This window comes from Pseudomonas sp. Tul2A7 (genome assembly GCF_054790505.1).
Genome location: NZ_CP186499.1, coordinates 6,188,793 through 6,214,317, shown reverse-complemented (window position 1 = coordinate 6,214,317; position 25,525 = coordinate 6,188,793). Strand labels below are relative to the sequence as shown.

Here is a 25,525-nt window from a genome sequence, read left to right as displayed (position 1 = left end):
ATTTGAAAGAGGGCGATCATGGGATCGCCCTTTTTTTATTTGGATAAATCAGACTTCTTGTCGCCAAGCAGACAGCGTGATCACTGTGCCTTCGTCTTTTCTATTACTGATTTCAATCTTGTAGGTGCCGCCACCAATATAGCCTTCAACGAGTGCCTTTCTCTGGTTGCCGCTGATTTCGGCATCCTTCGCATGCTGCTGATAGAAGTCGATGACGTCCGCGTACTCTGTAAAAGTCCGGAGAATGACTTCGAACTCATGTTGTGGACGGCCGGCTATTTTGTCCCAGTCACCTTCAATCGGCGTGCCCTCCATCCCCGGTGTCGTGAAAACACCGTGTGCGCCAGCACCGATCAGGTGAGCCCGCTGCGGAAGCATCGCCAGCATGGCTTTGGGAAAGTCGGAAGGTAACTGTGCCGCTGTCCACGCTCCCTGTTCCGGTTTGGTTGCAGCGTATTCAACGCTGGCAATTTTCTGCGCGGCGGCTCGGCGTTCCGGATCATCACTTTCCGCCCATATCGCCATCATGGGAGGCAGTTGCTTGCTCCAGCCAATCAAAGATTCGGCATCAGCTTGTTTAGCGCCTTGCGGTTGGAAAATGGTCAGCACGGTTTGCGGGGCATCGTTACAGGTCAAAGCCTCCTCACGCGACTTGACCGTGCAGTGGCCATTGACCAGCCCGACAGCGACCAACTGGCCCTTGTCGTTAAGCAACAATGCGCCGCGCTCAAACCCATTGTTGCCATCATCCATGGCAGTAATCATTTTGCTGCCGGCAGGCACACCGTCCGCAAACATCGACATTTCCGAATCAAGCGCTTCCAGAACTTGCTGCACAATCATTGTGTTGTCGTTGGTGTAGCTACCGGTTTGATAACCAAAAAAATCGACCAGTGCTGAGCGCACCGCTGGATCCTGGTTGAGCTTTGGCGCGCGTTCTGCGGCGGGTTCGTTTGAAAGTAACAGGGCAGTGGTGCCGTCGGGGCGTTGTTCGGAGCGAAGGGACAGTGCAGTCGCATTAAGGGAGAAGGTGAGGGCGAGGAGGATGGAAAATGGGCGATTCAGGAGTTTCAAGGGTACAGTCCTTTGATTGTTCAGTCCGGGGGAGTAGAGGTTAAACAACGAGATTTCTCAGGGGCTGCCTGCGGTTCTCTCGTTTTTTCTAAAGCAAATACCAGGCTTGTCGGGATTAAAGTTTTTAGTCCTCGTTGAGCCACTCGGCATTTTGCACCATGGCTTCTTCTAGCCACTTATCGAAGCTAGCGTAGGTGGCGTGAAGTTCCCAGCCCTCTGACGCATAAGCATGAATTATCAACACATGGGGCTGCCCAGAAAGATCCTCTCCATCAAAACAGACGATGTCATCATTCGCGTTGAATTTGGCGAAGGGGATCAATGTGCGTTTTGGATAAAGCTGTTTGAGTGTTTTGTACCAGTTGTTGATTTTACCTTCGTTGTATACCAGCAGCCACCAAGGTTCGATGTCTGTTTCTGGGTCAGTGGATGCAAAATGGAGGAAGTTTGTAGGGTATGGGTAGGCGGGCAGGTCATCGATGTTGAGATGGATTTTCATAAGTGATTAATCAGCGTCATTCAGAAAAGGGGGCAGATTTATTTTAACTTTAGAAAATAAATCTGTCCTCCTTTTGGTCCTTTTTGGTCACCTTTTTACAGTGGGTTCCGTCTAAAGAATTAGAGGCTCTCTATATTGGTTGGGCCGCCGTCATCAATGAGTTTTCTCATGCGGCGATTATAGAGTTCAAGGTGTTGAACATCATTGTTGGCTTCGATTGTTTTTCTCAGAAAGGTCATGGTATGTGAAATTTTCTGTTTCTCACTATCAGCAGCATCGCGTACAAGATCAAATCCATATTTTGACAAGAAAGGATGTTTATTTCTTAGGTAATAATAGCAGCCAATGTTTTCAAGCAGGTCGCTGGCGTCATTTTTTGTAAACTCAACCGAGTTTAAGTATACGCTAAATGAATTTCTCAATATTTCGATCGAGCTTTCTAGCGATTTTAAATAGCCGCATAGTCCTTGCCAATTTATGATATGCAACTGGGTTCCCCAGTCGGGGTCTCTTGTGAAATATTGGCCATTACCTCTGAAATAGTCAGGGAGTTCATTCTTTTTCAAAGCTATTTCAAAGTTGGTTGACATGGAAGTTTTTCGCAGTCGTAAAATTTGCTTAGAGGTATGTTCACAGAGAAAAGGGGACAGATTTATTTTCATTTTTTAGAAAATAAATCTGTCCCCTTTTTGGTCCTTTTTGGTCAGAAGCTCATAAAGTGCAGATTACCTTCAGAAAAAGAAAACGTGGTCTGTCCCTCGTTTACGCTGCGAACAGCAGCATCGTTTAGTAGCTGTAAGAAAGAAACTTTGCTATTTCTAAATAAGGTTAAATGCACTGTGTCTCTCCAAACTACCTAGCATGATGTACGCAAAGTCGGAGCGCGGATGCGTACGGTTATTTCCGTCCCTTTTTCTACTCACTCCATAAATCAATAAAATCATCAAAGTTATTAGAAATTAAGTGGGTTTTACTTGAATTTTGGTCAAAAATTTCAACCGTAATTGAGGGCGTACTGAAATTCAGGCAAACAAGGTAACCGCCCGCATCCCGTGCGATAGGGACCAATCCATTCGGAAGCCCTGGGGGTTTTCCTGCCCCTGAGTACCATGAGATGGTATACGGGGTTGCGTCGGGCGAAAATGAAAAGAACTCGCTTATGCAAGTTCCTTCGTCGTCATATGAAAATGAAGACACCTCAGGAGAGGCTTCGTCAGAATATGTAACTAAGTCCAAGTAGGACTCTGGGAAAATTACACTAAGTAGTTTTTCTACTTGGGAAATCGTATTGGCATCCACTGAGGATCCCTGTTCAATCCCAAAAGAACTCCAGTCGAACTTCATGTCAGCCCTCCGTAATTATTTCTTTCCATCTGCAAAGCCCCCTTTGTTTCCGGGGTGGAACATCTTCTGCCAAAGAGCATTCCATTGAGGGCCTTTCAATTGTTCATGTTATTCAGGGACAGACCACCTTCAGACAAAATAAAACGTGGTCTGCTTCCCGTTTACAGCTTTACTATTTCAGTTGGTAACTAAAATTCTCATCCGGTCCAAAGTCTTCATCTTGAGTTTTGACTCGATCAAGAATAATTAATATTTCTCTATATGAGTCGTCCATTAGTTCTTCTGAATGTTTTGAGTTTGTCCAAATTAATTCAATTGGGCGCTCTACATCGGTGCTGAGTAGATCCCAGAGCGCATTAAGATTGTTTCCATAGTATTGAGTAACAGAAAAAGCAGACGCTATCCGCTTATGGAATTCTTGCTCAGATGAGATGGAGAATCCATCAAGCTCAACTATCATTTTAATTTACTTCCTCTTTCCAATACCAGGCGTTACAGGGACAGACCACGTTAAATAGCGAGAAAGAGGAGAGTTTCCAAAGGGCAGATTATAGATACAAAAAAAGAAACCGTGGTCTGTCCCGTTTTCTACTCATGATTCGCTGAATTTTATTAGAGTATTTTTCCTCAATAACTGCTTCAGTTCAATCAGGTTGGGAAGCTGCGGCGATTGCCACCTCGGAGAACGTAGAGTCAAGAAGTTTTTTTAAAAGCTCTATCGCTTCGGGCGATCGCAACTCTCCGAGAGCAGCAGCGCTTCTTTCTTGCCAGTATTCCTCTTTTAAAAGAATTGATTTATTAAGTTGTTGCCAGTCCATGGCGTTAATTTCCTTAAACTCCATGAGCTACCTGTTCAGTAATGTACTCATTCCAATTTGAGTCTTCATTTGCTCCAAGCCAGTAGTTATATTCTTCGTAAACCTTGCTGTTCATGTTGTTCAGGGACGGATCACGCTAAATAGCGAGAAAGAGGTGAGTTCCCCGACGGCAGATTATGGATGTAAAAACTGTGATCTGCCCCGTTTAAAATAAGGAGTCGTGGTCTGTCCTTGCTTTATTTCTTTCGGTTGCCTAGAGTCGATTTGTTTTTATTGAGTGCTATCGCTGGTATGAACGCAATCATGATCATCCATATAGATTAGCACTTTGAAGTTATCGTCGACTATCCAGAATGGGAATCCAGTCGTTTCGGAAAATAGCGTTTTAAGATCTGCAGAGGTTGCTAGTTTCCAAGCGTGAATCTTACTGTCCTGAACTATTAGTAAGGGGTTTTCAAAATTTTCGAGAATGTCTACTTTTTTCCAGAAGTCTGGATCGTGTTTTTTTTGGGGGCTCCTCAAGAAAAAAGGGTCGAGGCCCTTTGTTTCAGGAGAAAAAAATGATGCCGTTAGCTTCATGATCAATTTAGATAGTTCGTTCTCGCGTACTTTCTCATGCGCTAAGTTCTGCTCTGATAATGCCGAATCGATTTCTTTTTCTAGGTAGTTCATTGAGGATCTCCAATTCTCGCGCGTGATACAGGCACAGATTCTAACAATATGTGTCCTCTAACAGCCCCACCTGTTCCACGCTTACCTGGCGTTTGGTAACCGACATGAGGATCTGCCGGACCATCACCAGAAGGAACGAGGCGAGGATCATCTATGTTTACTTCTGCACCCTTATTTCTGCCCTCTAATACGCGCCATTCTGTTGGGTAAGATTTTCCATATTGGTCTTTGCCCCATTTGGTAACTGAAAATTCGTTTTTAGGCACGCCTGTTCGAGTAAATGCCTCGTCCAATCCTTTGTGCATTTGCTGGTATGACGTCCCAGGTGTACCCCTCCAGTCTAAATCAACCTCAGAATTGAATTTCCATGTTCCGCCTGGGACAGGCTGTGGACAATTTGTCGGGCCGCTAGCTAGACCTAAAGGGTCTACCCACCCCGTAGGGTTAGGCACGTACTGGTAGCTATTCAACCCACCCGCAAGCTTGATCGGATCCGGCGTCAAAAACCGTCCAGCCCCCGGATTGTAGTAGCGGTGCCGGTTGTAATGTAACCCTGTCTCGGCATCGAAATACTGACCCTGGAACCGCAACGGGTTATCGATCTCACTGACGTCCAGCACGGCGAGATTACCGTAGGCTCGGTACTTCGCCGACCACATGATTTCACCGCTGTAGTCGGTGAGCTCCTGCGGTGTGCCGAGGTGGTCAAGTTGGTAATAGAACGGCGTGGCTTTACGTGGGCCTTCGCCATCGAGCATCGCCAACGGCCGGAAGCTGCCCGGCTCGTAGATGTAGCTGCGGTAGCGGTTTTCGGCGCTTTCGGCAATCAGGCGTTCGCCTTGCCACAGGAATTCGGTGATGTGGCCGTCGACGGTTTTTTCTATACGTCGACCGAAGGCATCGTACTTGTAGGTTGCTGTGCTGCCACCCGGCAGGCTAACGCCGATCAAGCGGTGCTGGCAGTCGTAACGATACTCGGTGACGAGTTTCTTTCCTGTGCCACGGCGTTCGCGACTCAGGTTGCCGTACGCGTCGTACTCGTAGTGACGATCACCCTGCATCAGCAGGCGGTTGCCTTTGACGTTGGCGAGGTTTGCTGTGCCTTCATTGCTTTGGCCCAACAGGTTGCCCGCCGGGTCATGGGCGAAGCTTTCCGGAGTAGCACCGCGCACGCTGATCAGTCGGTCGAGCGGGTCGTAGTGATAGCTGCGGTTGCCTTTGCGGCTGTCATCGATACCAGCGAGATTGCCATTGGCGTCGTAGTTATAACGACGCTGGAACAGGCTCTTGTCTCGCTGGCCGGCGGTGTGTGCTTGCAGGCGGCCTTGTTCGTCGTACTGGTATTGGCTGAGCAGCAAACCTTGGTGACGTTTTTGTTCGCGCCCAGCACTGAACTGGTGAGAGGTCAGGCGCGAGCCATTGAGGTCGATGTTGCTCAGTTGCCCGCCCGGTTGGTGACGGTAATCGAGTTTGCTGCCGTCAGGGAGGCGGCAGTGTCTGAGCTGACCAACGCTATCGTACTCGTAGCGCAGGGTGCCCCAACCTTGGTGTTCTTCGATGAGGCGGTCTTGCAGGTCGTATTTGTAGGCGAGCGGCCAGTGGCCGTCGTCGACGTTTACGAGGCGACCGAGAGCGTCGTAGCTGTAGTGGATTTCTTCGCCATCGGCCAGGGTTTTCACCAGCAGCCGACCAGCAGCATCGCGCTGATACTCAGTGACCAGTTCGCTGCCATCGTCGCCGAATTCGGTTTTCTTCAGCAGTTGACCGTTGAGGTCATACTCGTAAGCCGTGCGACGACCGTCGAAGCCTGTTTCCTGCTGGATCAGGCCGTTGGCGTAGTAGTCGAGGTGGTATTGCTCGCCGCGCTCGTTTTCGATTTCAGTCAGCAGCCGACGCGAGTTGTCATAGCGATAGCGCACTTGGCTGCCGTCCGGATTGATGCGGCGGCTGACCAGATGCAGATTTTCCGCATATTCGTACCGAGTGATGCGGCCGAGTTCATCGCGTTCAGCGGTGACATTACCGTAAGCGTTATAGGTAAACGCACGGGTTGCACCGCCCGGCAGTGTGACTTGGGCGAGGCGATTGGCTGCATCCCACTGGTATTGGGTAATGGCGCCGGATTCTTCCTGGCGGGTGATCTGCCGACCCAGCGCGTCGTAACGATACTTGCGCTGGCCGCCATCGGGCAGGCGTTCTTCCAGCAACTGGCCGAGGTTGTTCCAGCCGAGTTGATGGCGACTGCCGTCCGGGTGGCGAATCTCCAGCAGGCGCCCCTGAGGATCGTAGCTGTAGAGCGTGGCATTGCCGTCCGGGTCGATTTGCTGGGTGATATCGCCCTGACGGTTGCGTTGGTACTTCCAACTGGCTTTGCCGCGATGAACATCACTGACGAAGCCGTTGATGTATTCGTACGTTGTGGCTTCGCCTTCCGGCGGGATAACGGCAGTCATCAAGCCGTTGTCGTTGTAGCGGTACTCGGTGACGGCACCCAACGGATCCTTTTCCGCGATCAATTGACCTTTGTCGTTGTAGGCCTTGAGATGCTCGGCACCGTCCGGGTCGACCTTGCTGATCAGTCGCGCCTGATCATCGTGGGTGTACACCTCTTCGCTGCCGTCGGCGTTGGTGACAGTCACGCTGCCTTTGTCATCCCAGGCGTAGTGCGCTTCCATCTGCGAGAAGTTGGCCCAGTGACGGGTACACCGAGACAGTTTGCCTTCGTTCTCCCACTCCCAGTAAAAGGCCGCGCCGCCTGCGAGTTGCCGCTCGAGAATGACGTGCTGTTCGTTGTAGCGATAGCGCTCGGCTTCGCCGGCTGCGTTCTTTGCTTCGATCAGACGATGCTGGGCGTCATAGCTGTAGGTGACCAGCGTCTGCACTGTATTCCAGGCGTCCTCCAGATTGTCCGCGGGCAGGAACTGCTGATAGTCAACCGCGACAATGTGTTTTCGGTCGTAACGTAGAAGCAGGGCGCGACCGGCGCCGTTGTCGAGGCGTTTGATGCGACCGTGGATGTCGCGTGTAACGTGCAGGCGATTGCCATAGCTGTCGCTGATGGCGATCAGGGTGGCGCCTTTGCTGTTAAAGCGGAAGTGGTAGAACGATGGTCGCTTGCCGGCTTGCGCTAGAACTAGTTCCGATGGGTCGTCACCGAGAAAAATGGCAGCGCGGGAAAGGCTGTTGGTGATGGCCGGGCGTTGTTCGGTTGGAAGCGGGAAGGGGGTTGAGCGGTTTTCGTGGTCGGTCCAGATGACTTCATCGCCATTGATTTCGATGCGATGAGCCAAGGCATGGCTCCAGCCATAACCCAAGCCGCAATCAATTTCCACTGCGCTGGTTCGATAGAGGCGTGTCCATTCAAACGGCATCAGACCATCGAGTTGACCATCGGTCAGCGTCAACAGTTCTTCACCGGTCACCATCGAAACCGGGCACTTGTCGACGCGCGTGCAGGACACAGGCTCCGCGCTTTTATTAGCGGGAGTCGTGGCTTGCTTCGAGGCATCGTCAGCTATTTTGCCTTCGGCAAGTTTCGCGTTTTTCTTCCCATCAAAACGCAATTCAGAAATACCGTTTCTAACCTTGGCCGTGACTCCCCGCGCGGCAACAGCGGTGTATTTCGCGACGTATTCCATAAAACCATTGATGATCTTGAACAGCGACTTAACGAAACCGACCACGGCGTTGATGACAAGCTCACCGTATTTCTTCAGTCGGGCAGCGAGGTAGATAACCCCGGTACCTTCAGCCGCAATGGTCAATACCACGCCAATGACGATGTCGATGGCGATACCGACGACCATTGCCGTGGTCATCTTCGCGATGTCGCCCGCCATCTTCATTGGCGGCAACCCTGCGAGCCAGATCACGGCGCTGCGTACCAGCAGGAACAATGCTGCTTCATCGCTGGCCAGTAACATGGCCTTTTTCATGACGTCCGGTGTGCTTTGGGCAATATCGATTAGCTTTTGTGCGCCAGCACCGAGATCATCTTTGAATTTCCCCGGGTCCTGCAGGATGTCGAGCACCTGATTGATGCCATCCCACACACCCTTGATGGCCTCCCAGCCACCTTCAAGAATGCCGGTACCAATCGCCATTGCAGTGCCCGAGGTGGAAACGTTCGACCATTGCGGTTTGAAACCTGCCCATTCCTTACGCAGAAAACCTTCCAGGTCAGCGGTCACGCCGCTGTAGGAGCTGAACAGCGCATCGATCTGCGCCGGCGTCACTTCGTTATGAACGCGAATCTCGTAGAACTTGCCGGGAATACCACCGGTCCAGGCGGCTTTGCCTTGCGCGTCGAGTTTGACCTTGCTGACTGCACCACCTTCCACGGCGACAATTTCGACTTCGATATCGCCTACCGGAATGTCATAAACCGACTCGAATTTACTTTCGATCAGCAACGGTCCCTTGAGCGGGCACTGAGCCACGTTCGAAGTGAAATTACCGTCAGTCATGCTCACCGCTTTGCTGGTGTCACCAACCTTGATCACTCGCTCCATACCCAGCAAGGAGGGCAAGTCAGCGGCTCGACTGGCCTTGTCGGCAGCCCGCGCATACCAGGTTTTGGTTTGTTCCTGATACAGCTTCAGACTGTCCTTGAAGGTGTTCAGTTGGTTGTCAACAAAGGCAACGCGATCCATCAGCCTTGCTCCAGAATCAGGTGATTTAACAGTGCTTCTTTAAGGTTTTTCGGTGCGTCCGGACGGCGCACGAAACGGCTGATTTTCAGCTTCAGGTTGTTCTCGGGCCAGGCGGTAAAAATGTCTGGTCGGTCTTCTTCCAGCCACTGCATCAAGTTGCTGATCAGCGTCGTCGGATTTTCCTTGGCCAAGCCGTCCAGTAACGCCTTCGGCACCTCCCACCACGGCCAATCTTTCACCTTCGGCACAACCCGCGTCCCAACCTCCAGCGACTGCCCATTAATCAAATACCGCTCAAACATTGGCAGCACTTCCCCAGCCTTCTCCCCCAGCCCATACAGAATCGGATAGATATGCCGCCCATCCCAAAACCGGAAAAACACCTCGGTCCCGTCTGGCATCTTCACCTGTGTCAGGCTGCGAAGATGCTCGAAAACGTCGTTCGGCTCGGAACGCGACACCGCCAGCCAGCCCCAATCGAGGGCATCGGTTTCAGCGATCCACGGCAGGAACGCGGAATTGGCTTTGAGTTCGGTGACATACGGCATCACCGGTTGCCAGGTGGAGTAGGGCGTGCCGCCCCAGATCGGTAGGAGCTGGGCGGTGGGTTCGGTCAGGTAGAGATTTTTCAGCGCGTCGGAATCACTCGCCGCACTAATAACCAGATACAAACGCTCACCAGTCTGCAACGGCTGTTGCGCCAGCCAATCCTTGGGCGTAATTCGATCAGATGGCACAGGCACCTGCCTTGCATTTTTCGCATTCTTCGCAGAATGGCGCGTTACGTTTGAGGGTGTTGATCTGGGCCGGGGTCAGGACCTGGCCGGCCTTGTCGGCATCGGCCTGTTTCAGCACGCCGGGCATCAGCGGGGCGGCGCCGGTGCCGCTGCCGGGGCTGCCGCCGGAGTTCATGTTGATCACCGGGCCGCTCATGGTCACGCCGCCGGCGTCGATCTTGATGAAGCTGCCGCCGCCGATCAGGGTCAGCTCTGCGCCGGCTTCCATCACCACTTTCATGCCGCTGCTGAGGTGGATTTCCTGGCCGGCGTCGATGAACTGGCCGGTGCCGATCTTGATGTGCTGATTGACGCCGACAGTCAGGTGGTCGTTGGCGCGGGTTTCGACTTTGCGGTCGGCGTAGACGGTGTGGTGTTCTTCGGCCTTGAATTCGCTGTAGCTGTTCTGTTCGACGGTGTCGTGGCGTTCGTTGCCGACGCGGATTTTCTGGTCGTGCTCGACGTTTTCGTCCCAGTCGCGCTGGGCGTGAAGGTAGATCTGCTCCTGACCCTTTTTGTCTTCGATGCGCAGTTCGTTGTAGCCGCCACCGCCCATCGAGCTGAGGGTCTTGAAGGTGCTGCGGGTCTTGTTCGCCGGCAGCTCATACGGGACGGTGTTTTCCTTGTGGTACAGGCAACCGCTGATCAACGGTTGATCGGGGTCGCCTTCAAGGAAGGTGACCAGCACTTCCATGCCGATGCGCGGGATGGCGATGCCGCCGTACTGGGCGCCGGCCCAGGCGCTGGAGACGCGCAGCCAGCAGCTGGTTTTGTCGTCGGCCTGGCCTTCGCGGTCCCAGTGGAACTGGACTTTGACGCGGCCGTACTCGTCGCAGTGGATCTCTTCGCCTTTCGGGCCGGTGACCACGGCGCTCTGGCTGCCGAGGATGCGCGGTTTCGGGTGGCGCAGGGGCGGGCGGTTCGGCACGTCCCACGGCGTGGCCTGGAAGCGGTTGCGGTAGCCCTGGTGGAAATCGTCTTTGAGTGCGGTGGTGTCGCTGGTCACCGACTCTTCGAGCACTTGCGGCTGCTTGCCTTCGTGGTGGACTTCGGTCAGTAACCAGAGGTCGTTCCATTTGGCTTTCGGGTGCGCGGTGAGGGCGAGGAAGTGGCCGCTGACCAGCAGTGGCTGATCGCTCTTGCCTTCAGCGAGCTGGAAGTCGCTGCGATGGCGTTCGAGGGCGCGTTTGGCCAAGTGTTTGCCGCGCTCGCGGTCGATGAAACGACCCGGGTAATCGTAGTCTTCGAGGTCGGGCAGGGCGTCACCACGGTTTTCGCTTTCGAGAGTGATGCGTGGTTTTTCGAAGTCGTAATCGCGGCGGGTGGTGCGGCTGGTGCGGGTTTCCAGGCGCAGGTCGAAACGCTTGATCACCGGGTCGCTGGCGACCATACCGGAATCTTGCTGATAGGCCACCGGCTTGAGTTTCGGGAACACTGTCTGGTCATCGCCGAATACCAGTTTGTGCGCCGTCGCCGTGTGCTCGAAGTGGTAGTGGATACCTTCTTCTTCGCACAGGCGCTGGATGAAATGCAGGTCCGATTCATCGTATTGCACGCAGTAGACGCGTTCGGGATAAATCGAACCGGTCTTGAATTCGTAGGCGTTGCTTTGGATGCCGTGCTCTTCGAGGACCTTGCCGATGATTTTCGGCACGCTGAGGTTCTGGAAGATGCGCTGATTGACGCGATGCGCCAGGTAAGACAATTGCGGGCGCAGGGTCACTGAATAACGGGTCAGGCGTTTGCCGGAATCGCCTTGCGCGGCGCGGTAGATCTGGCCGTGGATGCCGCTGCCGTCGGGCGACAGTTGCAGGAAGGCCGGTTTGTGCAGCAGGGTTTCGAGGTCCAGCGACGGCTGCTCACTGACCAGCTCCACCTCAAAGACAAAAGGCTGGCTGATGGCTTCGCGACCTTGCAGGGTGAATACCTGAAAGTCAGCAGAAAGACCTTCGATGGTCAGGGCAAAATGGGTTTCATTGGCCGGCGCGAACATCCCTTGTTCCTCGTGCTGTACAGCGGCGTGAGTTGACGACCGCAAAGCGGCTCAACTTACGCGAAATTCTGGAGGGCGAAAACAACATCGACCAGCAGAGCTGGCCGATGCTTGTAACGATCAGCCGTAATTAAACGACTGGAGCACGCCAGTCATCGGAACCCGAAGTACCGGATACTTCGTGGGTCCAGGTGATTTTGCGGTAGGTGAACTGCACTTCTTCCAGGTGGGTGAAGTGCGAGTTGCCTGGATCCTGGCAGTTGTGCATTTTGTTGTTGATGGCGACGATGATCGCGTCTTCCAGTTTGGTGGTGTAGTAGTGCTCTTGGGTGCCTTGAGCAGAAGTACGGAACCACTGGATAACGATTTCGCTCATGCGCTCGCCGGAGGTCAGAGCAGCTTGCAGCAGAGGCGAAGCCTTGTCGTAGACCTTGGTGATCACAACTGGCTTGTGAACGCGCTGACCGGTTGGCTGACCGGATTGTGGGTCACGCGGGATGATCACGTCGTGGCTGAAAGCCTGAACCATAACCTGGTCTTCGTGGCCTTCCTGGTAGGTGTTGCCTACGGAGTCAGCGGTGAAAGCGCCTGCAGTGATCAGGCCTTGTTTTTCGCCGGTAACTGACATGTACGCTGGTGTTGCCATGGGGTGCTCTCCTTGCGGAATAATTTAAGGTGCCCGGGAGGCGAAATCGCCCGGTGGGTGCCTGACTGTTATCAAGGAGCGTGCCAACAATTGTGCGGGCCATGCGGGCCGGGGTGTTTGTCTGATTTTTCAGGCGCTTGTGCGAAAAAAAGCGTTCGCCCAATGCAAAAGTGCGCAAGAAGTTGCGCAGTACTGCGCAACTTCTTGCGCACTTGGCTGCAGGCCTTGTGCGACGTGGCTCTCAGCGGTTTTATCAGGCTTTTTTGCAAAACAAGTGCGCAACTTCTTGCGCACAATGGCCAGATGCCTTCATTTGGCTGAGGCGGCTGCCTCAAGGCTTTTAGATCAAAAGATCGCAGCCTGCGGCAGCTCCTACATTTGGAATGCATTTCCACTGAAGGAGCTGCCGAAGGCTGCGATCTTTTGATTTTTCAACGCGCAAATTGGGTCAGACACTCATCGATCGAACGCTGCTGCGTCGCGGCATATAACCCCAACTCATCAATGGTCGCGCGCTCCAGCGCCTGCTCGAAAGCCTGCCGATTGGAATGCTCGCCGTAATGCGCCTGCGCCGCATCGCCAAGGTTCGACTGAAAAATCCCCGCCGCACTCACCGGCAGGAAATCTTCGTACACCAACGGTTCCGCTTTCACATAACCATCGCGTAACAAGTCCTCCAGCGACGACTGCCCAAGCCCTACAGCAGCGAGACCTTTTTCTGTGGCGAAATAGCGAAAGTACGCCAACCCTTGTTCTCGCATACCCTCGACACTGTCAGGGAATTCGCCAAAGTGCTGAGCCATCAGCGCGTTGTAACGTACGGCGTTGGCTTCGTTGGGGAAGTCGCCGAGTTCATCGCGTGCGGCATTCAGCAAGCGGTCATACAGCGCCCGGCCTTTGGGCGTGAGTGCCGCGCCGCGCTGTTCGATTTCGCCGAAACGCGCGCTGTGACTGCCACGGGTTTGGTTCTGATCGGTGAAGGCGATCGGCTCGTCCAGCGCCTTGAAACTGGTCTGGCGCAAGAGGATCGGGCATTGCCGGCGCGGCGGGCCTTCGATGACCGCTTTCGGGGTGATGCCATGGGCTGGCATTTGCTCCTGGACGCGGTCGATGTCCAGCGTGCGCGGCGTCAGGTGATTGATGTGCGGGCCTTTGAACGCCACGACGTCGGCGATCAAGCGATGTTGCGCGCTCAACGTCTGATATTGCGCAGCGGTCACCGTGGCGCTGTGATGCCAGCGAAAAGTTTCCAGTGCCTGTAAGACGAATGCATCGGCCTCACTTTCACTCAGTCCACCCGCGTTTTCAGCTTGCGCGATCAGGCGCAACGCCTCCGGTGTAAAGATCGAACGCTTGGCCAGCACTGATTCGGCAAAGGCGCGTAGCTGCGGATCCTCAATCAACTCCAGGCGCAACAGCGACGTAAACACCCGAAACGGGCTGACTTGCAGCGCCTCTTCATGCACCGCGCGAAACGCTGTGGAGTGCACGGGCACGCCCGCCGGAGTCAGGTCGTAATAACCCACCGGCTGCATGCCCATCACCGCAAACAGACGGGCGAGGGTGGCCAGTTCCGTCGCGGTACCGACGCGAATGGCGCCATGGCGCTCCATGTCCAGTCGTTCGATTTCACCGGTGCTATCGAGCTGCCGGGCGATGTCCGGCTGACGTGCGAGCACTTCGCGGTTGGTCTGTTCCACCAACTGCATCAGCGCGCCGTACAGCGGCACTTCTTCGCGGTACATGTCGGACATCGCTTTGGAGAAGCGTTGACGGATCAGGTCGGGGCTGACGAACGGCTGCACGGTCATGAAAAAAATTCCTGCCACGGTCACGGAATGGATGAGGGAAAAGATCGCAGCCTTCTCGCACGCGGGCAAACGAAGAATCCTACGAACTTCATTCTGCCAACGACTGATCCACCAGTTCGATCCAGTGCATCACCCGCGTGCGTCCGGCACTGGCCAGATGGCTCTGGCAGCCGACGTTGGAAGTGACGATCAGCTCAGGGCGGCCACTCTCCAGCGCATTGAGGCGGTTGTCGCGCAGTTGCCGGGCCAGCACTGGTTGCGTCAACGAATACGTACCCGCCGAGCCGCAGCACAAATGGCCGTCGGGCACGGCGGTGAGATTGAAACCGAGGCGTGTCAGCACATCTTCCACCGCGCCGCCCAGTTTGAACGCGTGCTGCAACGTGCACGGGCAGTGCACGGCAATCCGCCGTTCAGTGGCGGCGCAGATCTGTTCCAGCGGCTCCTGCGCGAGTACCTGCACCAGATCCAGCGTGCGCTCGCTGATTTCCCGGGCCTTGGCCGCATACACCGGATCGTCTGCCAGCAAATGCCCGTAATCCTTGATGAATGCGCCGCAACCGCTGGCGGTCTGCACAATCGCTTCGGCACCGTTTTGCAGGTGCGGCCACCAGGCATCGATGTTCTGCCGGGCGCGGTCGAGGCCTTTGGCCTGAGCGTCGAGGTGATAGTCCAGCGCGCCGCAACACCCGGCCTCGGCCACCGGGGTGACACTGATGCCCAAGCGATCCAGCACCCGCGCCGTGGCGTCATTGGTGTTTGGCGATAACCCCGGTTGCACACAGCCCTCCAGCAACAACACGCGACGAGCATGCCGAGGGGCAGGGCGCGAGCCGTTAACCGGCAAGTGCTGCGGAAGTTTGCTTTCAAGCAAACGCGGCAACAGCGGGCGAAACGTCGTGCCCACCCGCAACAGGCCTTTGAACAACCCGGGATTTGGCGCCAATGCGCGCAAGCCCTCACGCAACAGGCGCTGCGCCGCCGGTCGCGGCACCGCGTGATCGACCACCGCGCGGCCAATGTCGAGCAGGTTGTGATAGTCGACGCCGGACGGGCAGGTGGTTTCGCAGTTGCGGCACGACAGGCAGCGGTCCAGATGCAGTTGCGTCTGCGCCGTCGCGGGTGCGCCTTCGAGCACTTGCTTGATCAGGTAGATGCGCCCGCGCGGGCCATCGAGTTCATCGCCGAGCAACTGATAGGTCGGGCAGGTCGCGTTGCAAAAGCCGCAGTGCACGCAGGTGCGCAGAATCTTTTCCGCCTCGGCGGCGCGGGGCAGTTGTCGCGATTGTTCGCTGAGGGTGGTTTGCATGGCTAGAACTCCGCGTACATCCGCCCGGGGTTGAACAGCCCTTGCGGGTCGAGTTGCGCCTTGAGTTGTCGGTGATAGCGCAGCAGTGTCCAGGCCAGCGGCTGGAACGGCGAAGAGCTGGCGCCGTGGGTGAAGCAGGTGGCATGGCCGCCGAGTTCCTGAGCGAGGATATGAATGTGCGCCGCGTCGGATTTCAGCCAGCGTTGTGCACCGGCCCAGTCGATCAGTTGCTCGCCGGGCAGATCCAGTGGCCCGAGATTGTTCGGCAACGACAAGCGCCACAGCGGCAGACCTTCGTTGAAAAAGGCTAGACGTTGCTCATTCAGATCGCGCCAGAACCCTGAATCCAGCGGCTCGCCCCCGAGGCGTTGATGCGCCGCCGTCACCGAGCCTTCGCCGCCCTCGAGCCGCAGATACAGGCTCTGACCATCGTGACACGCGGCACTGATCGGCAGCGGTTGCTGGCCCCACTCGGCAAGCTTGGCCAGTGCCCGCGCGCAGTCCATGTCGAGGCGAATGCTCAGGCATTGCCGCGGTTTCGGCAGGACTTTCAGCGACACTTCGGTGAGCACGCCGAGGCAGCCGTAACTGCCGGCCATCAGCCGCGACAGGTCATAACCGGCGACGTTTTTCATCACTTCGCCGCCGAAACGCAGGTGCTGACCGAGGCCGGTGATCACCCGCGTGCCGAGGACAAAGTCGCGCACCGAGCCAGACCACGGCCGTCGTGGCCCGGACAACCCCGTGGCGATCATGCCGCCAACCGTTGCGCCGTCGCCGAACGCTGGCGGCTCGCAGGGCAGCATTTGTCCGGCAACATCCAGCGCCGTCAGCAGCTCGGACAGCGGCGTGCCGGCGCGCGCCGTGATCACCAGTTCAGTCGGCTCGTAACGGACGATGCCACAGTGGGCGCGGGTGTCGAGCACTTCACCGGCTACCTCGCGGCCGAGAAACGCTTTGCTGTTGCCACCCTGAATTTTCAGCGGCGTGGCATTGGCCCGCGCCTCGTTGACCTGATCGAGCAGGGCGCTGGCGGCGTCGACATCGGCCATCAGAAGCGCTCCAGTTCGGGGAATGGCAATTGCCCGGCGTGAATGTGCATCGCGCCAAATTCGGCGCAGCGGTGCAGGGTTGGAATGTTCTTGCCGGGATTGAGCAAGCCTTGCGGGTCGAACGCGGCTTTTACTGCGTGAAACAGACTCAACTCATCGCTGTTGAACTGCGCGCACATTTGATTGATTTTCTCGCGACCGACGCCGTGTTCGCCGGTGATGCTGCCGCCGACCTGCACGCACAGTTCAAGGATCTTGCCGCCCAAGGCTTCGGCGCGGTGCAATTCGCCGGGTTGATTGGCGTCGAACAGAATCAGCGGGTGCATATTGCCGTCGCCGGCATGGAACACGTTGGCCACGCGCAAGCCATATTCTTCGCCGAGGCGGGCGATGCCTTGCAAGACGCCGGGCAATTCGCGGCGCGGGATGGTGCCGTCCATGCAGTAATAGTCCGGTGACAAACGGCCAATGGCCGGGAAAGCATTTTTGCGCCCGGCCCAGAAGCGCACGCGCTCGGCTTCGTCACGGGCCTGACGCACTTCGGTGGCGCCGGCCGCGGTCATGACGTCGCGCACCCGTTGGCAATCGTCGTGGACATCGGCTTCGACGCCATCGAGTTCGCATAGCAGAATCGCCTCGGCATCGACCGGGTAACCGGCGTGGATAAAGTCTTCAGCGGCGCGAATGGCGAGGTTGTCCATCATCTCCAGGCCGCCGGGAATGATCCCCGCCGCGATGATTTCGGCGACCGCGCGACCAGCCTTTTCCACGGAATCGAAACTGGCCAGCAGGACTTTCGCGACCTGCGGTTTGGGCAGCAGTTTGACCGTGACTTCGGTGATGATCCCCAGCAAACCTTCGGAACCGGTGAACAATGCGAGCAAATCGAAACCTGCTGAGTCGAGGGCATCCGAACCGAGGGTCAGGCGTTCGCCTTCGATGGTCAGCACTTCGATTTTCAGCAGGTTGTGCACGGTCAGACCGTACTTGAGGCAATGCACGCCGCCAGCGTTTTCGGCGACGTTGCCGCCGATCGAGCAGGCGATCTGCGAGGATGGATCCGGCGCGTAATACAGGCCGAAGGGCGCCGCTGCCTGGGAGATCGCCAGATTGCGCACCCCCGGCTGAACCCGCGCGGTGCGCGCGGCGGGGTCGATGTGCAGAATATTATTGAAGCGCGCCATTACCAGCAGCAGGCCCTGTTCTAGCGGTAAGGCGCCGCCGGACAAGCCGGTGCCGGCGCCACGGGCAACCACCGGGACGTTCTTCTGATGGCAGAGTTTGAGCAGGCTTTGCACTTGCTCGAGTCGACGCGGCAGGGCGACCAGCATCGGCGTGGTGCGGTAGGCGGAGAGGCCGTCGCATTCGTAGGGTTTGAGTTCGTCCTCGCGCCATAAAATGTCGAGATCAGGCAGCGCTTGCTGCAATGCCTTGAGGAATTCGGTCTTGTTCACCTGCGGTAGCGGGCCGTCGAGGCGTTCGTCATAAAGAATGTTCATCTCAGGCTTACCCCTTGCTGATCGTTCCCACGCTCTGCGTGGGAATGCAGCCCGTGACGCTCCGCGTCACTGGACGCGGAGCGTCCCCAGAGGCATTACCACGCAGAGCGTGGGAACGATCAGGAGCTGGGTGCATTGTCATCTTTGGCTCCCCAAAAACTCGCGATACAGCCGCGCAGTATTCCCCGGCTGTTCAACCATCGGCATATGCCCGACGTGATCCCAGACATCCACACGCAAATTGGCGATGCCCTTGCTCCACACCGGCACGCTGCTGACATCGATGAGCCGATCCTTGCGCCCCCAGAGCAACAGCGCCGGGCATTTGATGTCGGCGAGTTTCGGCTCCATCGGCGGGCTGGCGCGAAAATCGCGGAAGATCTCTTCCAGTTCATCGCGTTGTTGTTCGTAGCGCTGGGCGATCGCGTCCAGCACCAGGTTCGGCACCCACGGCGGCGATTCCATGGTCATTGCATAAAACTGGCGAAACTCTTCCCGGGAGTTGATCAGAAACGGGTTATGCCCGCGCGCCAGATGCCGCTCCATGTCGCTGACCTCGGGTGCGGTGACGCCCGCCGGGTCGATCAATGCCACCGAAGCGATGCGGTCCGGATAAGTCGCCGCCAGCCACGCCGCAATGTAGCCGCCCATCGAGTTGCCGATCACATGGACTTTCTCCACGCCGCAGACGTCGAGCAACTGGATCATGCGCTTGGCCTGCAACGGAATATCGTAGCCGCCGCCAGCCTTGAAGCCGGTTTCACCATGGCCGGCGAGGTCCGGGATGATCACCCGATACTCGCGCACGAAGTGCCGGGAGAAGCGCAGCCACAGGTTCTTGTCGCCGCTGTAGCCATGCAGCATCAGAATTGCGCTGGCCGCTTCATACGGCCCGCCCTGCCAGGTCGAGACGGTCATCTCGGCGATCGGCACTTCGATCTTGTGCAATTTGTACAACTTGGCCTCGATGGCCATGTTCAGGTCATACAGCCAATGGCCGACCGCCGGATAACTCAACCAGCTCCAGGCCACGAAAACCGCGAGGGCGACAAACAGCAAAAGCATCGACGTCTTCCTTTTACGTGTTCAGGACAGAATGTGATCGGCCGGTTTCAGCGCCCGGGTCAAGCGGTGATAGCTGAAACTGAAGCCGGGAAACATCGCGATCACATGACCGCTCTTGCTTTGATACCAACTGTGGCAGCCGCCGGACTTCCAGACCGTGCGCTCCATCTCCCGATGAATCATCTCAGTGTAGGTACGTTCCGCTTCGGGGCGCACTTCAATGCTGCGCAGGCCTTTGGCCTGCACGGTGCGAATGCAGTCGAGGATGTAGTTCATCTGCGATTCGATGATGAACAGCGCCGAGGTGTGGCCGATGCCGGTGTTGGGGCCGGTGACGATAAACAGGTTGGGAAAGTCCGGCAGGCTGGTGCCCAGATAAGCGCGCGGGTATTGCGCCCAGACCTCTCTGAGTTGCACGGCGTTTTTTCCGCTGACCGGGTAGGAAATTACCCCGTCGGTGGCGTCATAACCGGTCGACCAGACGATCAGATCAACATCGATGTGCTGGCCGTCCTGAGTGTTGATGCCGGTTTCGTCGATGGAAGCGATGCCTTGCTCGCGGGTATGCAAGGTGACATTGGGACGGTTCAGCGCCGGGTAATAGGTGCTGGACACCAGCACCCGTTTGCAGCCAATGGTGAAGTCCGGAGTGAGTTTTTCTTGCAGCACCGGGTCCGGCACCTGGCGTTTGAGAAAACGCAGGGCGTGCTGCTGGACCATGTGAATCGCTGCTTTCGAATATTTGAAGGCGATGACCCGGGTTTCGAATTGCCAGTAAATCAGCCAGCGCAACAATTTGTAGGCGGGTTTGCGGCCAAGCAGCCAGCGTTGCAACGGCCCGAACTGACGATCGGCGCGGGGCAGCACCCAATGGGGCGTGCGTTGAAACACGTGCAGTTGCTCGACCTGCGGCGCAATCGCCGGAATCACCTGCACCGCACTGGCGCCGCTGCCGACGATGGCCACACGTTTACCGCGGTAGTCGTAGCTGTGATCCCAATTGTTTGTATGAAACGTCTTGCCTTGAAAGCGCTCCTGGCCGGGAAAGTGCGGAATGACCGGTTGGCTCAGCGGCCCGGTGGCATTGATCAGGAACTGCGCATAAAGGGTGCCTTTGGAGGTATGCACGGCCCAGCGTTTTTCCGTGTCGTCCCATTCGACGCGCTCGACATTGGCTTGCAACTCCACGCGTTCGCGCAAACCGAACTGCTCGATCACATGCTCGGTGTAGCGCTGCAGTTCGGCCTGCCCGGCGAACATCTGCGACCAGCGGTACGGCGCGAACGACAGCGAATACAGCGGCGACGGCACGTCAACCGCCGCGCCGGGGTAGGTGTTCTGGCACCAGGTGCCGCCGAAGAAGTCCCGTCGCTCCAGCAGGCGAAAATCGTCGATCCCGGCCTTGAGCAGGTTGACCGCAGCACATTGACCGCCAAAACCGCTGCCGATGATCAACACTTTATAGGTGTGCATGGGCCTCCTTCTTATAGTTGTTTTTCCATTTTGCTCCTTTCATGTATAGCCAAATATTTGCTCTGTGTGCGGCCCTGATGTCGCTCTATTCAGCCCGCTGGCCGGTGATGGCTATTTAACGTCTCCCTGTTAGACTTCCAGCACATCCGTCCTGCGGTGTGCGTGATCGAGGTCCTTATGGGAAATACCGGAGGAAAGGGACTTTCATTGGCCAGGAGGCTTTATATATCGCGCATCCTCGGGTTGATTCTGGGGCTCGTGTGCGTGAGCGTGGCGATGTACTCGCTCGATCCGCCGCTGTGGGTCTGGGCGCTGATGTTCTTCAACGGCCTGGTCTGGCCGCATCTGGCGTTTCAATGGGCGCGCCGCGCCCGGGTTCCTTACCACGCTGAACACCGCAATCTGTTGATCGACGCCTTTTTCGGCGGCTTTTGGCTTGCCGCCATGCATTTCAATCCGCTGCCTACGGCGACGACTATTTCAATGATGGCGATGAATAACGTCGCTATCGGTGGTTCACGTTTTCTGTTGGCAGGCTCTGCGGCGCAGTTGCTCGGGGTCGGCGTCGGGCTGGTGGTGTTTGCTCCGGCATTCGTTCCGCAGACCACGCCTGCGCAAATGTACGCCTGTTTCCCGTTACTGCTGCTGTACCCGCTGGCGCTGGGCTGGATCTGCTTTCGCCAGGCCTACACCCTCGGTCGACATAAACGCGAATTGCTTGCCCTGAGCCGCACCGACAGCCTGACCGGGTTGCTCAATCACGGCGCCTGGAAGGATCAACTGGAGATTGCTTTTCAGCGCTGCAAGCGGCAGAAGCAGGGCGCGGCGATTGCGTTGATCGACATCGATCACTTCAAGGCAATCAACGACACTTATGGCCATGTCGCGGGCGACATCGTGTTGCGCCAGTTGAGCAAGTTGCTCAAGCAGAACCTGCGAGCGACAGACGTTGCCGGGCGCTACGGTGGTGATGAGTTCTGCGTGATTCTTCCGGAACTGCCGTTATTCAACGCCGCGCAGGCGATGGAAGCGTTGCGTGAACGTTTTGCGATTCTGGGGTACGAGCAGAATCCGGCATTGAAGGTCAGTTTGAGTATTGGCTTGGCGGCTTACGACCCGGCGCATGCTGACGCGACGCGCTGGCTTAACGATGCCGATCAGGCGTTGTACGAGGCCAAGGCGAGCGGTCGCAATCGGGTGATCTGCAATTGCGATGACAAGCCCCGGCGGACGTTGCTGGATTCGGTTTGATCCGCATCACCACAAATCAATTGTGGGAGCGAGCCTGCTCGCGAAAGCGCTGGGTCAGTCAATATTGATATCGCCTGACACGACGCCTTCGCGAGCAGGCTCGCTCCCACAGGGTTGTGTGTTGTCGGTTAGATCAGTGTCGCATTCGGTGTAGAGCCTCGCGCCGATGTCGGGTACGGTTAAATCCCCCCCGACGCGAAACAAGGATCGCTTCATGACGTTCTCATTTTCTCGCTCCCTGCTGGCCGCCAGCCTCGGCCTGTCTCTCGCTTTCTCCGCAGCCCACGCCTTCGCCGAACCGCACAAACAAGTGCTCGCCGATGCCGAGCAATACCAGCCAGAAGCGCTGAAATTGCTCGAGCGGCTGGTCAATATCGACTCCGGTTCCGGCTATGAACCGGGCCTCAAGCAAGTCAGCGACATCGCCATCGATGAGCTGAAAAAGCTCGGCGCCACCATCGAACTGGTGCCCAACACGCCGGAAAAATCCAACCATGTACTGGCGACGCTGAAAGGCACCGGCAAGGCGAAAATCCTGCTGATGGCGCACATGGACACGGTGTTCAAGGAAGGTTCGGCGGCCGAACGGCCGTTCCACATCAAGGATGGCCGCGCCTACGGGCCGGGGGTGATGGATGACAAGGGCGGCATCGTCGCGGGGATCTATGCGCTGAAAGTCCTGAAAAACCTCGACTTCAAAGACTATGCGCAAATCACCTTCCTGCTCGACGCCAGCGAAGAAACCGGTTCGGACGTCGCCACCGACCTGATCAAGAAAACCGCCAAACAGCACGACGTGACTCTCAATCTGGAGCCGGGCCGCCCGGCCGATGGTCTGGTGGTGTGGCGCAAGGGCAGCGCGACGGCGCTGGTCGAGGTCAAGGGCAAAGCCGCGCACGCCGGTGTCGCCCCGGAGCTGGGGCGCAACGCCGCGATGGAGGCCGCGCACCAGATTCTGCAACTGGGCAAACTTGGCGATGAGGCGAAGAACACCACCATCAACTTCACCGTGCTCAAGGCCGGCGACCGCACCAACGTGATTCCCGATCAAGCCACGGCCAAGGCTGACGTGCGCGCGGCGGTGCCGGAGGAGTTCGACCGGATCGAGAAGGATCTGGCGCGGGTGTCGCAGGACAAGCTGATTGCTGAGACGGAAGTGAAGACCACTCTGCAGCGCGGCTTGCCACCGATGCCGCAGACGCCCGAGTCGGATCGTCTGATGGCCATGGCCCAGGGGATTTACGGCGAGATTGGCCGCAAGTTGACGGAGGAGGGCAGTGGCGGTGCGGCGGATGCGAGTTTGTCGGCCGGGGTTGGCACGCCGACGCTGGATGGTTTCGGGATTGTTGGCGGCAATATTCACACGCCGGAGGAATACGCCGAAGTGGCGAGTGTGGCGCCGCGGATTTATTTGTTGTCGCGGATGATTATGGAGTTGGCCAAGCCGCGGTGAGGTAGTGATCGTTCCCACGCTCTGCGTGGGAATGCCTCAACGGACGCTCCGCGTTCGGCTTTGTGTGGGACGCAGAGCGTCCCGGGCTGCATTCCCACGCGGAGCGTGGGAACGATCATTAAGCCGCGGTGAGGTGGTTTGCGGTGTGATGAAGTCGGCGGGGTGCCAGATAAATCGGCCCCTCACCCTAACCCTCTCCCAGAGGGAGAGGGGACTGACCGTGTTGTTTGTGGTCCATGTGGCAACCGGCAGATCAAGTTGAATGCAAATTCGCATTCAACGCGGTCTCTCACGTCGGCGTAGATCCAGAGCATCCCCCAATCAGTCCCCTTTCCCCCGGGAGAGGACTGACCGTGTTGTTTGTGATTAACACGGTGACCTGAAAGATCCATTTGAATTCAAAATCGGATTCAACGCGGTCTCTCACGTCGGCGTAGCTCCCGAGCATCCCCCAATCGGTTCCCTCTCCCTCTGGGAGGGGACTGACCGCGTTGTTTGTGATTAACACGGTGACCTGAAAGATCCATTTGAATTCAAAATCGGATTCAACGCGGTCTCTCACGTCGGCGTAGCTCCCGAGCATCCCCCAATCGGTTCCCTCTCCCTCTGGGAGAGGGCTAGGGTGAGGGGCTTTTGTGGGAAAAGTGGAAGTCGAGGACAGCGTACAAAAAATACCGAAAAGTCTGACAGAAGCTCTCGTTGCGGCCGCTGAGCGCGGCTCTTATAGTCTCGGTTCGCAGAAAACTCTGCGACGATCTTGGCCGGTCGAATACAGCACCTGACCCCTATTTGGAGTGAACTCTATGACCGACCAAGTAATGCCCCGCTTCCTCCCCATCGACACCTACGACGCCGAATCCCCGGTGCTCTTCCTCAATACCCACTCAGAACTCAGCGACATGGCCGCCTGTGCGATGCACCGGTTTGTGGTTGTGCGCGATCTGGCCGACACCTTCGCCAGCCTCAACCTCAAGGGCATTTCCGATTGTGATCTGACGCGGGTGACCAGCGCGGTGCATCTGTTGATGCGCGAGGGCTGTGCGATTCTGAATGTGATTCAGGTGCGGGCGTTGCAGCGGGAAGAGGCTTACAAGACGCCGGTTTAGCGGTGTGGCGGCTGTTGCTATCGCGAGCAGGCTCACTCCTACAGTAGATCTTTAGTGCACACAGTATTTGTGTTCAACACTGATCAATTGTAGGAGTGAGCCTGCTCGCGATGGCGTCAGCCCGGCCAACCCATCACTCCTTGACGCTCATGTATTCCTTGGCCCAGAGAATGTATTCCTCCGGCTGGGTATAGGTGTGCGTCAACTCGGTAGCGCTCAGATCGGACGCCTGGGTAAAGATCTGCCGCTGTTCGCGCAGGCTGTCATACGTCGCTTTGATCGCCGCAAAGTAAGCGCCATGGCCATCAATGGTCACGCGCACACCGAGTTCGGCCAGACGCTTGTCGTCGCGCAGTGCAGGGTTGCCGTAGGTGACCAGCATCAACGGTACGGTCAGGTGTTCGGCGATTTGTTCCAGCTGATCAAAATCCTGAATCCCGACCATGCAAATACCGTCAGCCCCGGCCGCCTGATACTGGCGAGTACGGCTGATGATTTCCTGATTCGGCAGAATGCCGGCGTTGGTACGGGCGATGATCGCCATTTCCGTATCAACCCGGGCTTCCAGCGCCGCGCGGATCTTGCCGACGCCTTCGGCCACGGTGATCAGGTCGGTGGATTTGCGGCCGAATTGTGCCGGCAGCAAGGTGTCTTCGATGGTCAGGGCGGCGACGCCGGCGCGTTCCAGCTCGACGATGGTACGCATCACGTTGAGGGCGTTGCCGTAGCCGTGGTCGGCGTCGGCGATCACCGGCAATTGGGCGACGCGGCCGATGCGGGTGGCCTGTTCGGCGAACTCGCTGAGGGTGATCAGGGCAAAGTCCGGGGCACCGAGCACCTGCAGCGAGGCCACGGACCCGCCGAGGATGCCCACTTCAAAACCCAGGTCAGCGGCAATGCGCGCGGACATCGGATCAAACACCGAAGCCGTGTGATAGCAGGTGTCGGAAGCCAGCAGTTGACGGAAGTTACGGCGCAAATCTTGATGGGAAAGCCTGGTCATACGAGTTCCACCAATACAAAGGAATGGAA

General features: G+C 56.9%; 21 protein-coding genes. 3 read left to right on the top strand and 18 right to left on the bottom strand.

Going from position 1 to position 25,525, the window contains the following annotated elements:
* Positions 1 to 48 precede the first annotated feature (48 nt).
* From ACOYXJ_RS27645 to ACOYXJ_RS27565, 17 genes are all read right to left on the bottom strand, one after another.
* Positions 49 to 1,074, bottom strand: coding sequence for a hypothetical protein (locus ACOYXJ_RS27645; RefSeq protein WP_150794749.1), 1,026 nt, complete (start codon positions 1,072 to 1,074; stop codon positions 49 to 51).
* 124 nt (positions 1,075 to 1,198) lie between these two features.
* A complete protein-coding gene (locus ACOYXJ_RS27640; RefSeq protein WP_460372718.1) occupies positions 1,199 to 1,573 on the bottom strand; it encodes an SMI1/KNR4 family protein in 375 nt (124 codons plus the stop codon).
* 119 nt (positions 1,574 to 1,692) lie between these two features.
* Positions 1,693 to 2,163, bottom strand: coding sequence for a hypothetical protein (locus ACOYXJ_RS27635; RefSeq protein WP_460372716.1), 471 nt, complete (start codon positions 2,161 to 2,163; stop codon positions 1,693 to 1,695).
* A gap of 325 nt (positions 2,164 to 2,488) precedes the next feature.
* Positions 2,489 to 2,917: an SMI1/KNR4 family protein gene (locus ACOYXJ_RS27630; RefSeq protein WP_455804990.1), complete on the bottom strand. Its 429-nt coding sequence runs from the start codon at positions 2,915 to 2,917 to the stop codon at positions 2,489 to 2,491.
* Positions 2,918 to 3,089: 172 nt separating this feature from the next.
* Positions 3,090 to 3,377 (bottom strand): barstar family protein, encoded by a 288-nt coding sequence (locus ACOYXJ_RS27625; RefSeq protein WP_455804989.1) that lies wholly within the window; start codon positions 3,375 to 3,377, stop codon positions 3,090 to 3,092.
* 184 nt (positions 3,378 to 3,561) lie between these two features.
* Complete coding sequence (locus ACOYXJ_RS27620; RefSeq protein WP_460372713.1) at positions 3,562 to 3,735, bottom strand: hypothetical protein; 174 nt, start codon at positions 3,733 to 3,735, stop codon at positions 3,562 to 3,564.
* A gap of 270 nt (positions 3,736 to 4,005) precedes the next feature.
* Positions 4,006 to 4,407, bottom strand: a complete 402-nt coding sequence (locus ACOYXJ_RS27615) for a hypothetical protein (RefSeq protein WP_150774485.1) — start codon at positions 4,405 to 4,407, stop codon at positions 4,006 to 4,008.
* Complete coding sequence (locus ACOYXJ_RS27610) at positions 4,404 to 9,059, bottom strand: polymorphic toxin type 47 domain-containing protein (protein ID WP_460372711.1); 4,656 nt, start codon at positions 9,057 to 9,059, stop codon at positions 4,404 to 4,406. The genes ACOYXJ_RS27615 and ACOYXJ_RS27610 overlap by 4 nt, the downstream gene beginning before the upstream one ends.
* Positions 9,059 to 9,796, bottom strand: coding sequence for a DUF4123 domain-containing protein (locus tag ACOYXJ_RS27605; RefSeq protein ID WP_460372709.1), 738 nt, complete (start codon positions 9,794 to 9,796; stop codon positions 9,059 to 9,061). The genes ACOYXJ_RS27610 and ACOYXJ_RS27605 overlap by 1 nt, the downstream gene beginning before the upstream one ends.
* Positions 9,786 to 11,828, bottom strand: a complete 2,043-nt coding sequence (locus ACOYXJ_RS27600; RefSeq protein WP_460372707.1) for a type VI secretion system Vgr family protein — start codon at positions 11,826 to 11,828, stop codon at positions 9,786 to 9,788. Before ACOYXJ_RS27600 ends, ACOYXJ_RS27605 begins: the two co-directional genes overlap by 11 nt.
* A gap of 130 nt (positions 11,829 to 11,958) precedes the next feature.
* Positions 11,959 to 12,474 carry an Hcp family type VI secretion system effector gene (locus ACOYXJ_RS27595; RefSeq protein WP_007919523.1) on the bottom strand — a complete coding sequence of 172 codons (516 nt, stop codon included), beginning with the start codon at positions 12,472 to 12,474 and terminating at the stop codon, positions 11,959 to 11,961.
* A gap of 431 nt (positions 12,475 to 12,905) precedes the next feature.
* Entirely contained in the window at positions 12,906 to 14,285 is a 1,380-nt protein-coding gene (gene hglS / locus ACOYXJ_RS27590; protein ID WP_460372705.1) for a 2-oxoadipate dioxygenase/decarboxylase HglS, read from the bottom strand.
* 88 nt (positions 14,286 to 14,373) lie between these two features.
* On the bottom strand, positions 14,374 to 15,594 hold the full coding sequence (gene glcF / locus ACOYXJ_RS27585; protein ID WP_460372704.1) for a glycolate oxidase subunit GlcF: 1,221 nt from the start codon (positions 15,592 to 15,594) through the stop codon (positions 14,374 to 14,376).
* Between the two features lie 2 nt (positions 15,595 to 15,596).
* Positions 15,597 to 16,646 (bottom strand): glycolate oxidase subunit GlcE, encoded by a 1,050-nt coding sequence (glcE, locus tag ACOYXJ_RS27580; protein ID WP_460372702.1) that lies wholly within the window; start codon positions 16,644 to 16,646, stop codon positions 15,597 to 15,599.
* Entirely contained in the window at positions 16,646 to 18,145 is a 1,500-nt protein-coding gene (gene glcD / locus ACOYXJ_RS27575) for a glycolate oxidase subunit GlcD (RefSeq protein WP_460372700.1), read from the bottom strand. The genes glcE and glcD overlap by 1 nt, the downstream gene beginning before the upstream one ends.
* A gap of 138 nt (positions 18,146 to 18,283) precedes the next feature.
* A complete protein-coding gene (locus ACOYXJ_RS27570) occupies positions 18,284 to 19,210 on the bottom strand; it encodes an alpha/beta fold hydrolase (RefSeq protein WP_460372698.1) in 927 nt (308 codons plus the stop codon).
* A gap of 21 nt (positions 19,211 to 19,231) precedes the next feature.
* Positions 19,232 to 20,683: a flavin-containing monooxygenase gene (locus ACOYXJ_RS27565; protein ID WP_460372696.1), complete on the bottom strand. Its 1,452-nt coding sequence runs from the start codon at positions 20,681 to 20,683 to the stop codon at positions 19,232 to 19,234.
* 177 nt (positions 20,684 to 20,860) lie between these two features.
* Between ACOYXJ_RS27565 and ACOYXJ_RS27560 the strand changes: the two genes are divergently transcribed.
* From ACOYXJ_RS27560 to ACOYXJ_RS27550, 3 genes are all read left to right on the top strand, one after another.
* A complete protein-coding gene (locus ACOYXJ_RS27560; RefSeq protein ID WP_460372694.1) occupies positions 20,861 to 21,934 on the top strand; it encodes a diguanylate cyclase in 1,074 nt (357 codons plus the stop codon).
* Positions 21,935 to 22,148: 214 nt separating this feature from the next.
* The gene (locus ACOYXJ_RS27555; RefSeq protein ID WP_460372692.1) at positions 22,149 to 23,387 is read left to right on the top strand and encodes a M20/M25/M40 family metallo-hydrolase; all 1,239 of its coding nucleotides are present in this window, start codon (positions 22,149 to 22,151) and stop codon (positions 23,385 to 23,387) included.
* 803 nt (positions 23,388 to 24,190) lie between these two features.
* On the top strand, positions 24,191 to 24,493 hold the full coding sequence (locus ACOYXJ_RS27550; protein WP_460372690.1) for a hypothetical protein: 303 nt from the start codon (positions 24,191 to 24,193) through the stop codon (positions 24,491 to 24,493).
* A 133-nt stretch (positions 24,494 to 24,626) separates the two neighbouring features.
* On the opposite strand, the gene ACOYXJ_RS27545 is transcribed toward ACOYXJ_RS27550, so the two are convergent.
* On the bottom strand, positions 24,627 to 25,496 hold the full coding sequence (locus ACOYXJ_RS27545; RefSeq protein ID WP_007919546.1) for an isocitrate lyase/PEP mutase family protein: 870 nt from the start codon (positions 25,494 to 25,496) through the stop codon (positions 24,627 to 24,629).
* Positions 25,497 to 25,525 lie beyond the last annotated feature (29 nt).

Excerpts from the sequence above, each read along its gene's own strand:
- ACOYXJ_RS27640 (WP_460372718.1), bottom strand. The coding sequence starts at position 1,573 with ATGAAAATCCATCTCAACATCGATGACCTGCCCGCCTACCCATACCCT.
- ACOYXJ_RS27635 (WP_460372716.1), bottom strand. The coding sequence starts at position 2,163 with ATGTCAACCAACTTTGAAATAGCTTTGAAAAAGAATGAACTCCCTGAC.
- ACOYXJ_RS27630 (WP_455804990.1), bottom strand. The coding sequence starts at position 2,917 with ATGAAGTTCGACTGGAGTTCTTTTGGGATTGAACAGGGATCCTCAGTG.
- ACOYXJ_RS27625 (WP_455804989.1), bottom strand. The coding sequence starts at position 3,377 with ATGATAGTTGAGCTTGATGGATTCTCCATCTCATCTGAGCAAGAATTC.
- ACOYXJ_RS27620 (WP_460372713.1), bottom strand. The coding sequence starts at position 3,735 with ATGGACTGGCAACAACTTAATAAATCAATTCTTTTAAAAGAGGAATAC.
- ACOYXJ_RS27615 (WP_150774485.1), bottom strand. The coding sequence starts at position 4,407 with ATGAACTACCTAGAAAAAGAAATCGATTCGGCATTATCAGAGCAGAAC.
- ACOYXJ_RS27610 (WP_460372711.1), bottom strand. The coding sequence starts at position 9,059 with ATGGATCGCGTTGCCTTTGTTGACAACCAACTGAACACCTTCAAGGAC.
- ACOYXJ_RS27600 (WP_460372707.1), bottom strand. The coding sequence starts at position 11,828 with ATGTTCGCGCCGGCCAATGAAACCCATTTTGCCCTGACCATCGAAGGT.
- ACOYXJ_RS27595 (WP_007919523.1), bottom strand. The coding sequence starts at position 12,474 with ATGGCAACACCAGCGTACATGTCAGTTACCGGCGAAAAACAAGGCCTG.
- hglS (WP_460372705.1), bottom strand. The coding sequence starts at position 14,285 with ATGACCGTGCAGCCGTTCGTCAGCCCCGACCTGATCCGTCAACGCTTC.
- glcF (WP_460372704.1), bottom strand. The coding sequence starts at position 15,594 with ATGCAAACCACCCTCAGCGAACAATCGCGACAACTGCCCCGCGCCGCC.
- glcE (WP_460372702.1), bottom strand. The coding sequence starts at position 16,646 with ATGGCCGATGTCGACGCCGCCAGCGCCCTGCTCGATCAGGTCAACGAG.
- glcD (WP_460372700.1), bottom strand. The coding sequence starts at position 18,145 with ATGAACATTCTTTATGACGAACGCCTCGACGGCCCGCTACCGCAGGTG.
- ACOYXJ_RS27570 (WP_460372698.1), bottom strand. The coding sequence starts at position 19,210 with ATGCTTTTGCTGTTTGTCGCCCTCGCGGTTTTCGTGGCCTGGAGCTGG.
- ACOYXJ_RS27565 (WP_460372696.1), bottom strand. The coding sequence starts at position 20,683 with ATGCACACCTATAAAGTGTTGATCATCGGCAGCGGTTTTGGCGGTCAA.
- ACOYXJ_RS27560 (WP_460372694.1), top strand. The coding sequence starts at position 20,861 with ATGGGAAATACCGGAGGAAAGGGACTTTCATTGGCCAGGAGGCTTTAT.
- ACOYXJ_RS27555 (WP_460372692.1), top strand. The coding sequence starts at position 22,149 with ATGACGTTCTCATTTTCTCGCTCCCTGCTGGCCGCCAGCCTCGGCCTG.
- ACOYXJ_RS27550 (WP_460372690.1), top strand. The coding sequence starts at position 24,191 with ATGACCGACCAAGTAATGCCCCGCTTCCTCCCCATCGACACCTACGAC.
- ACOYXJ_RS27545 (WP_007919546.1), bottom strand. The coding sequence starts at position 25,496 with ATGACCAGGCTTTCCCATCAAGATTTGCGCCGTAACTTCCGTCAACTG.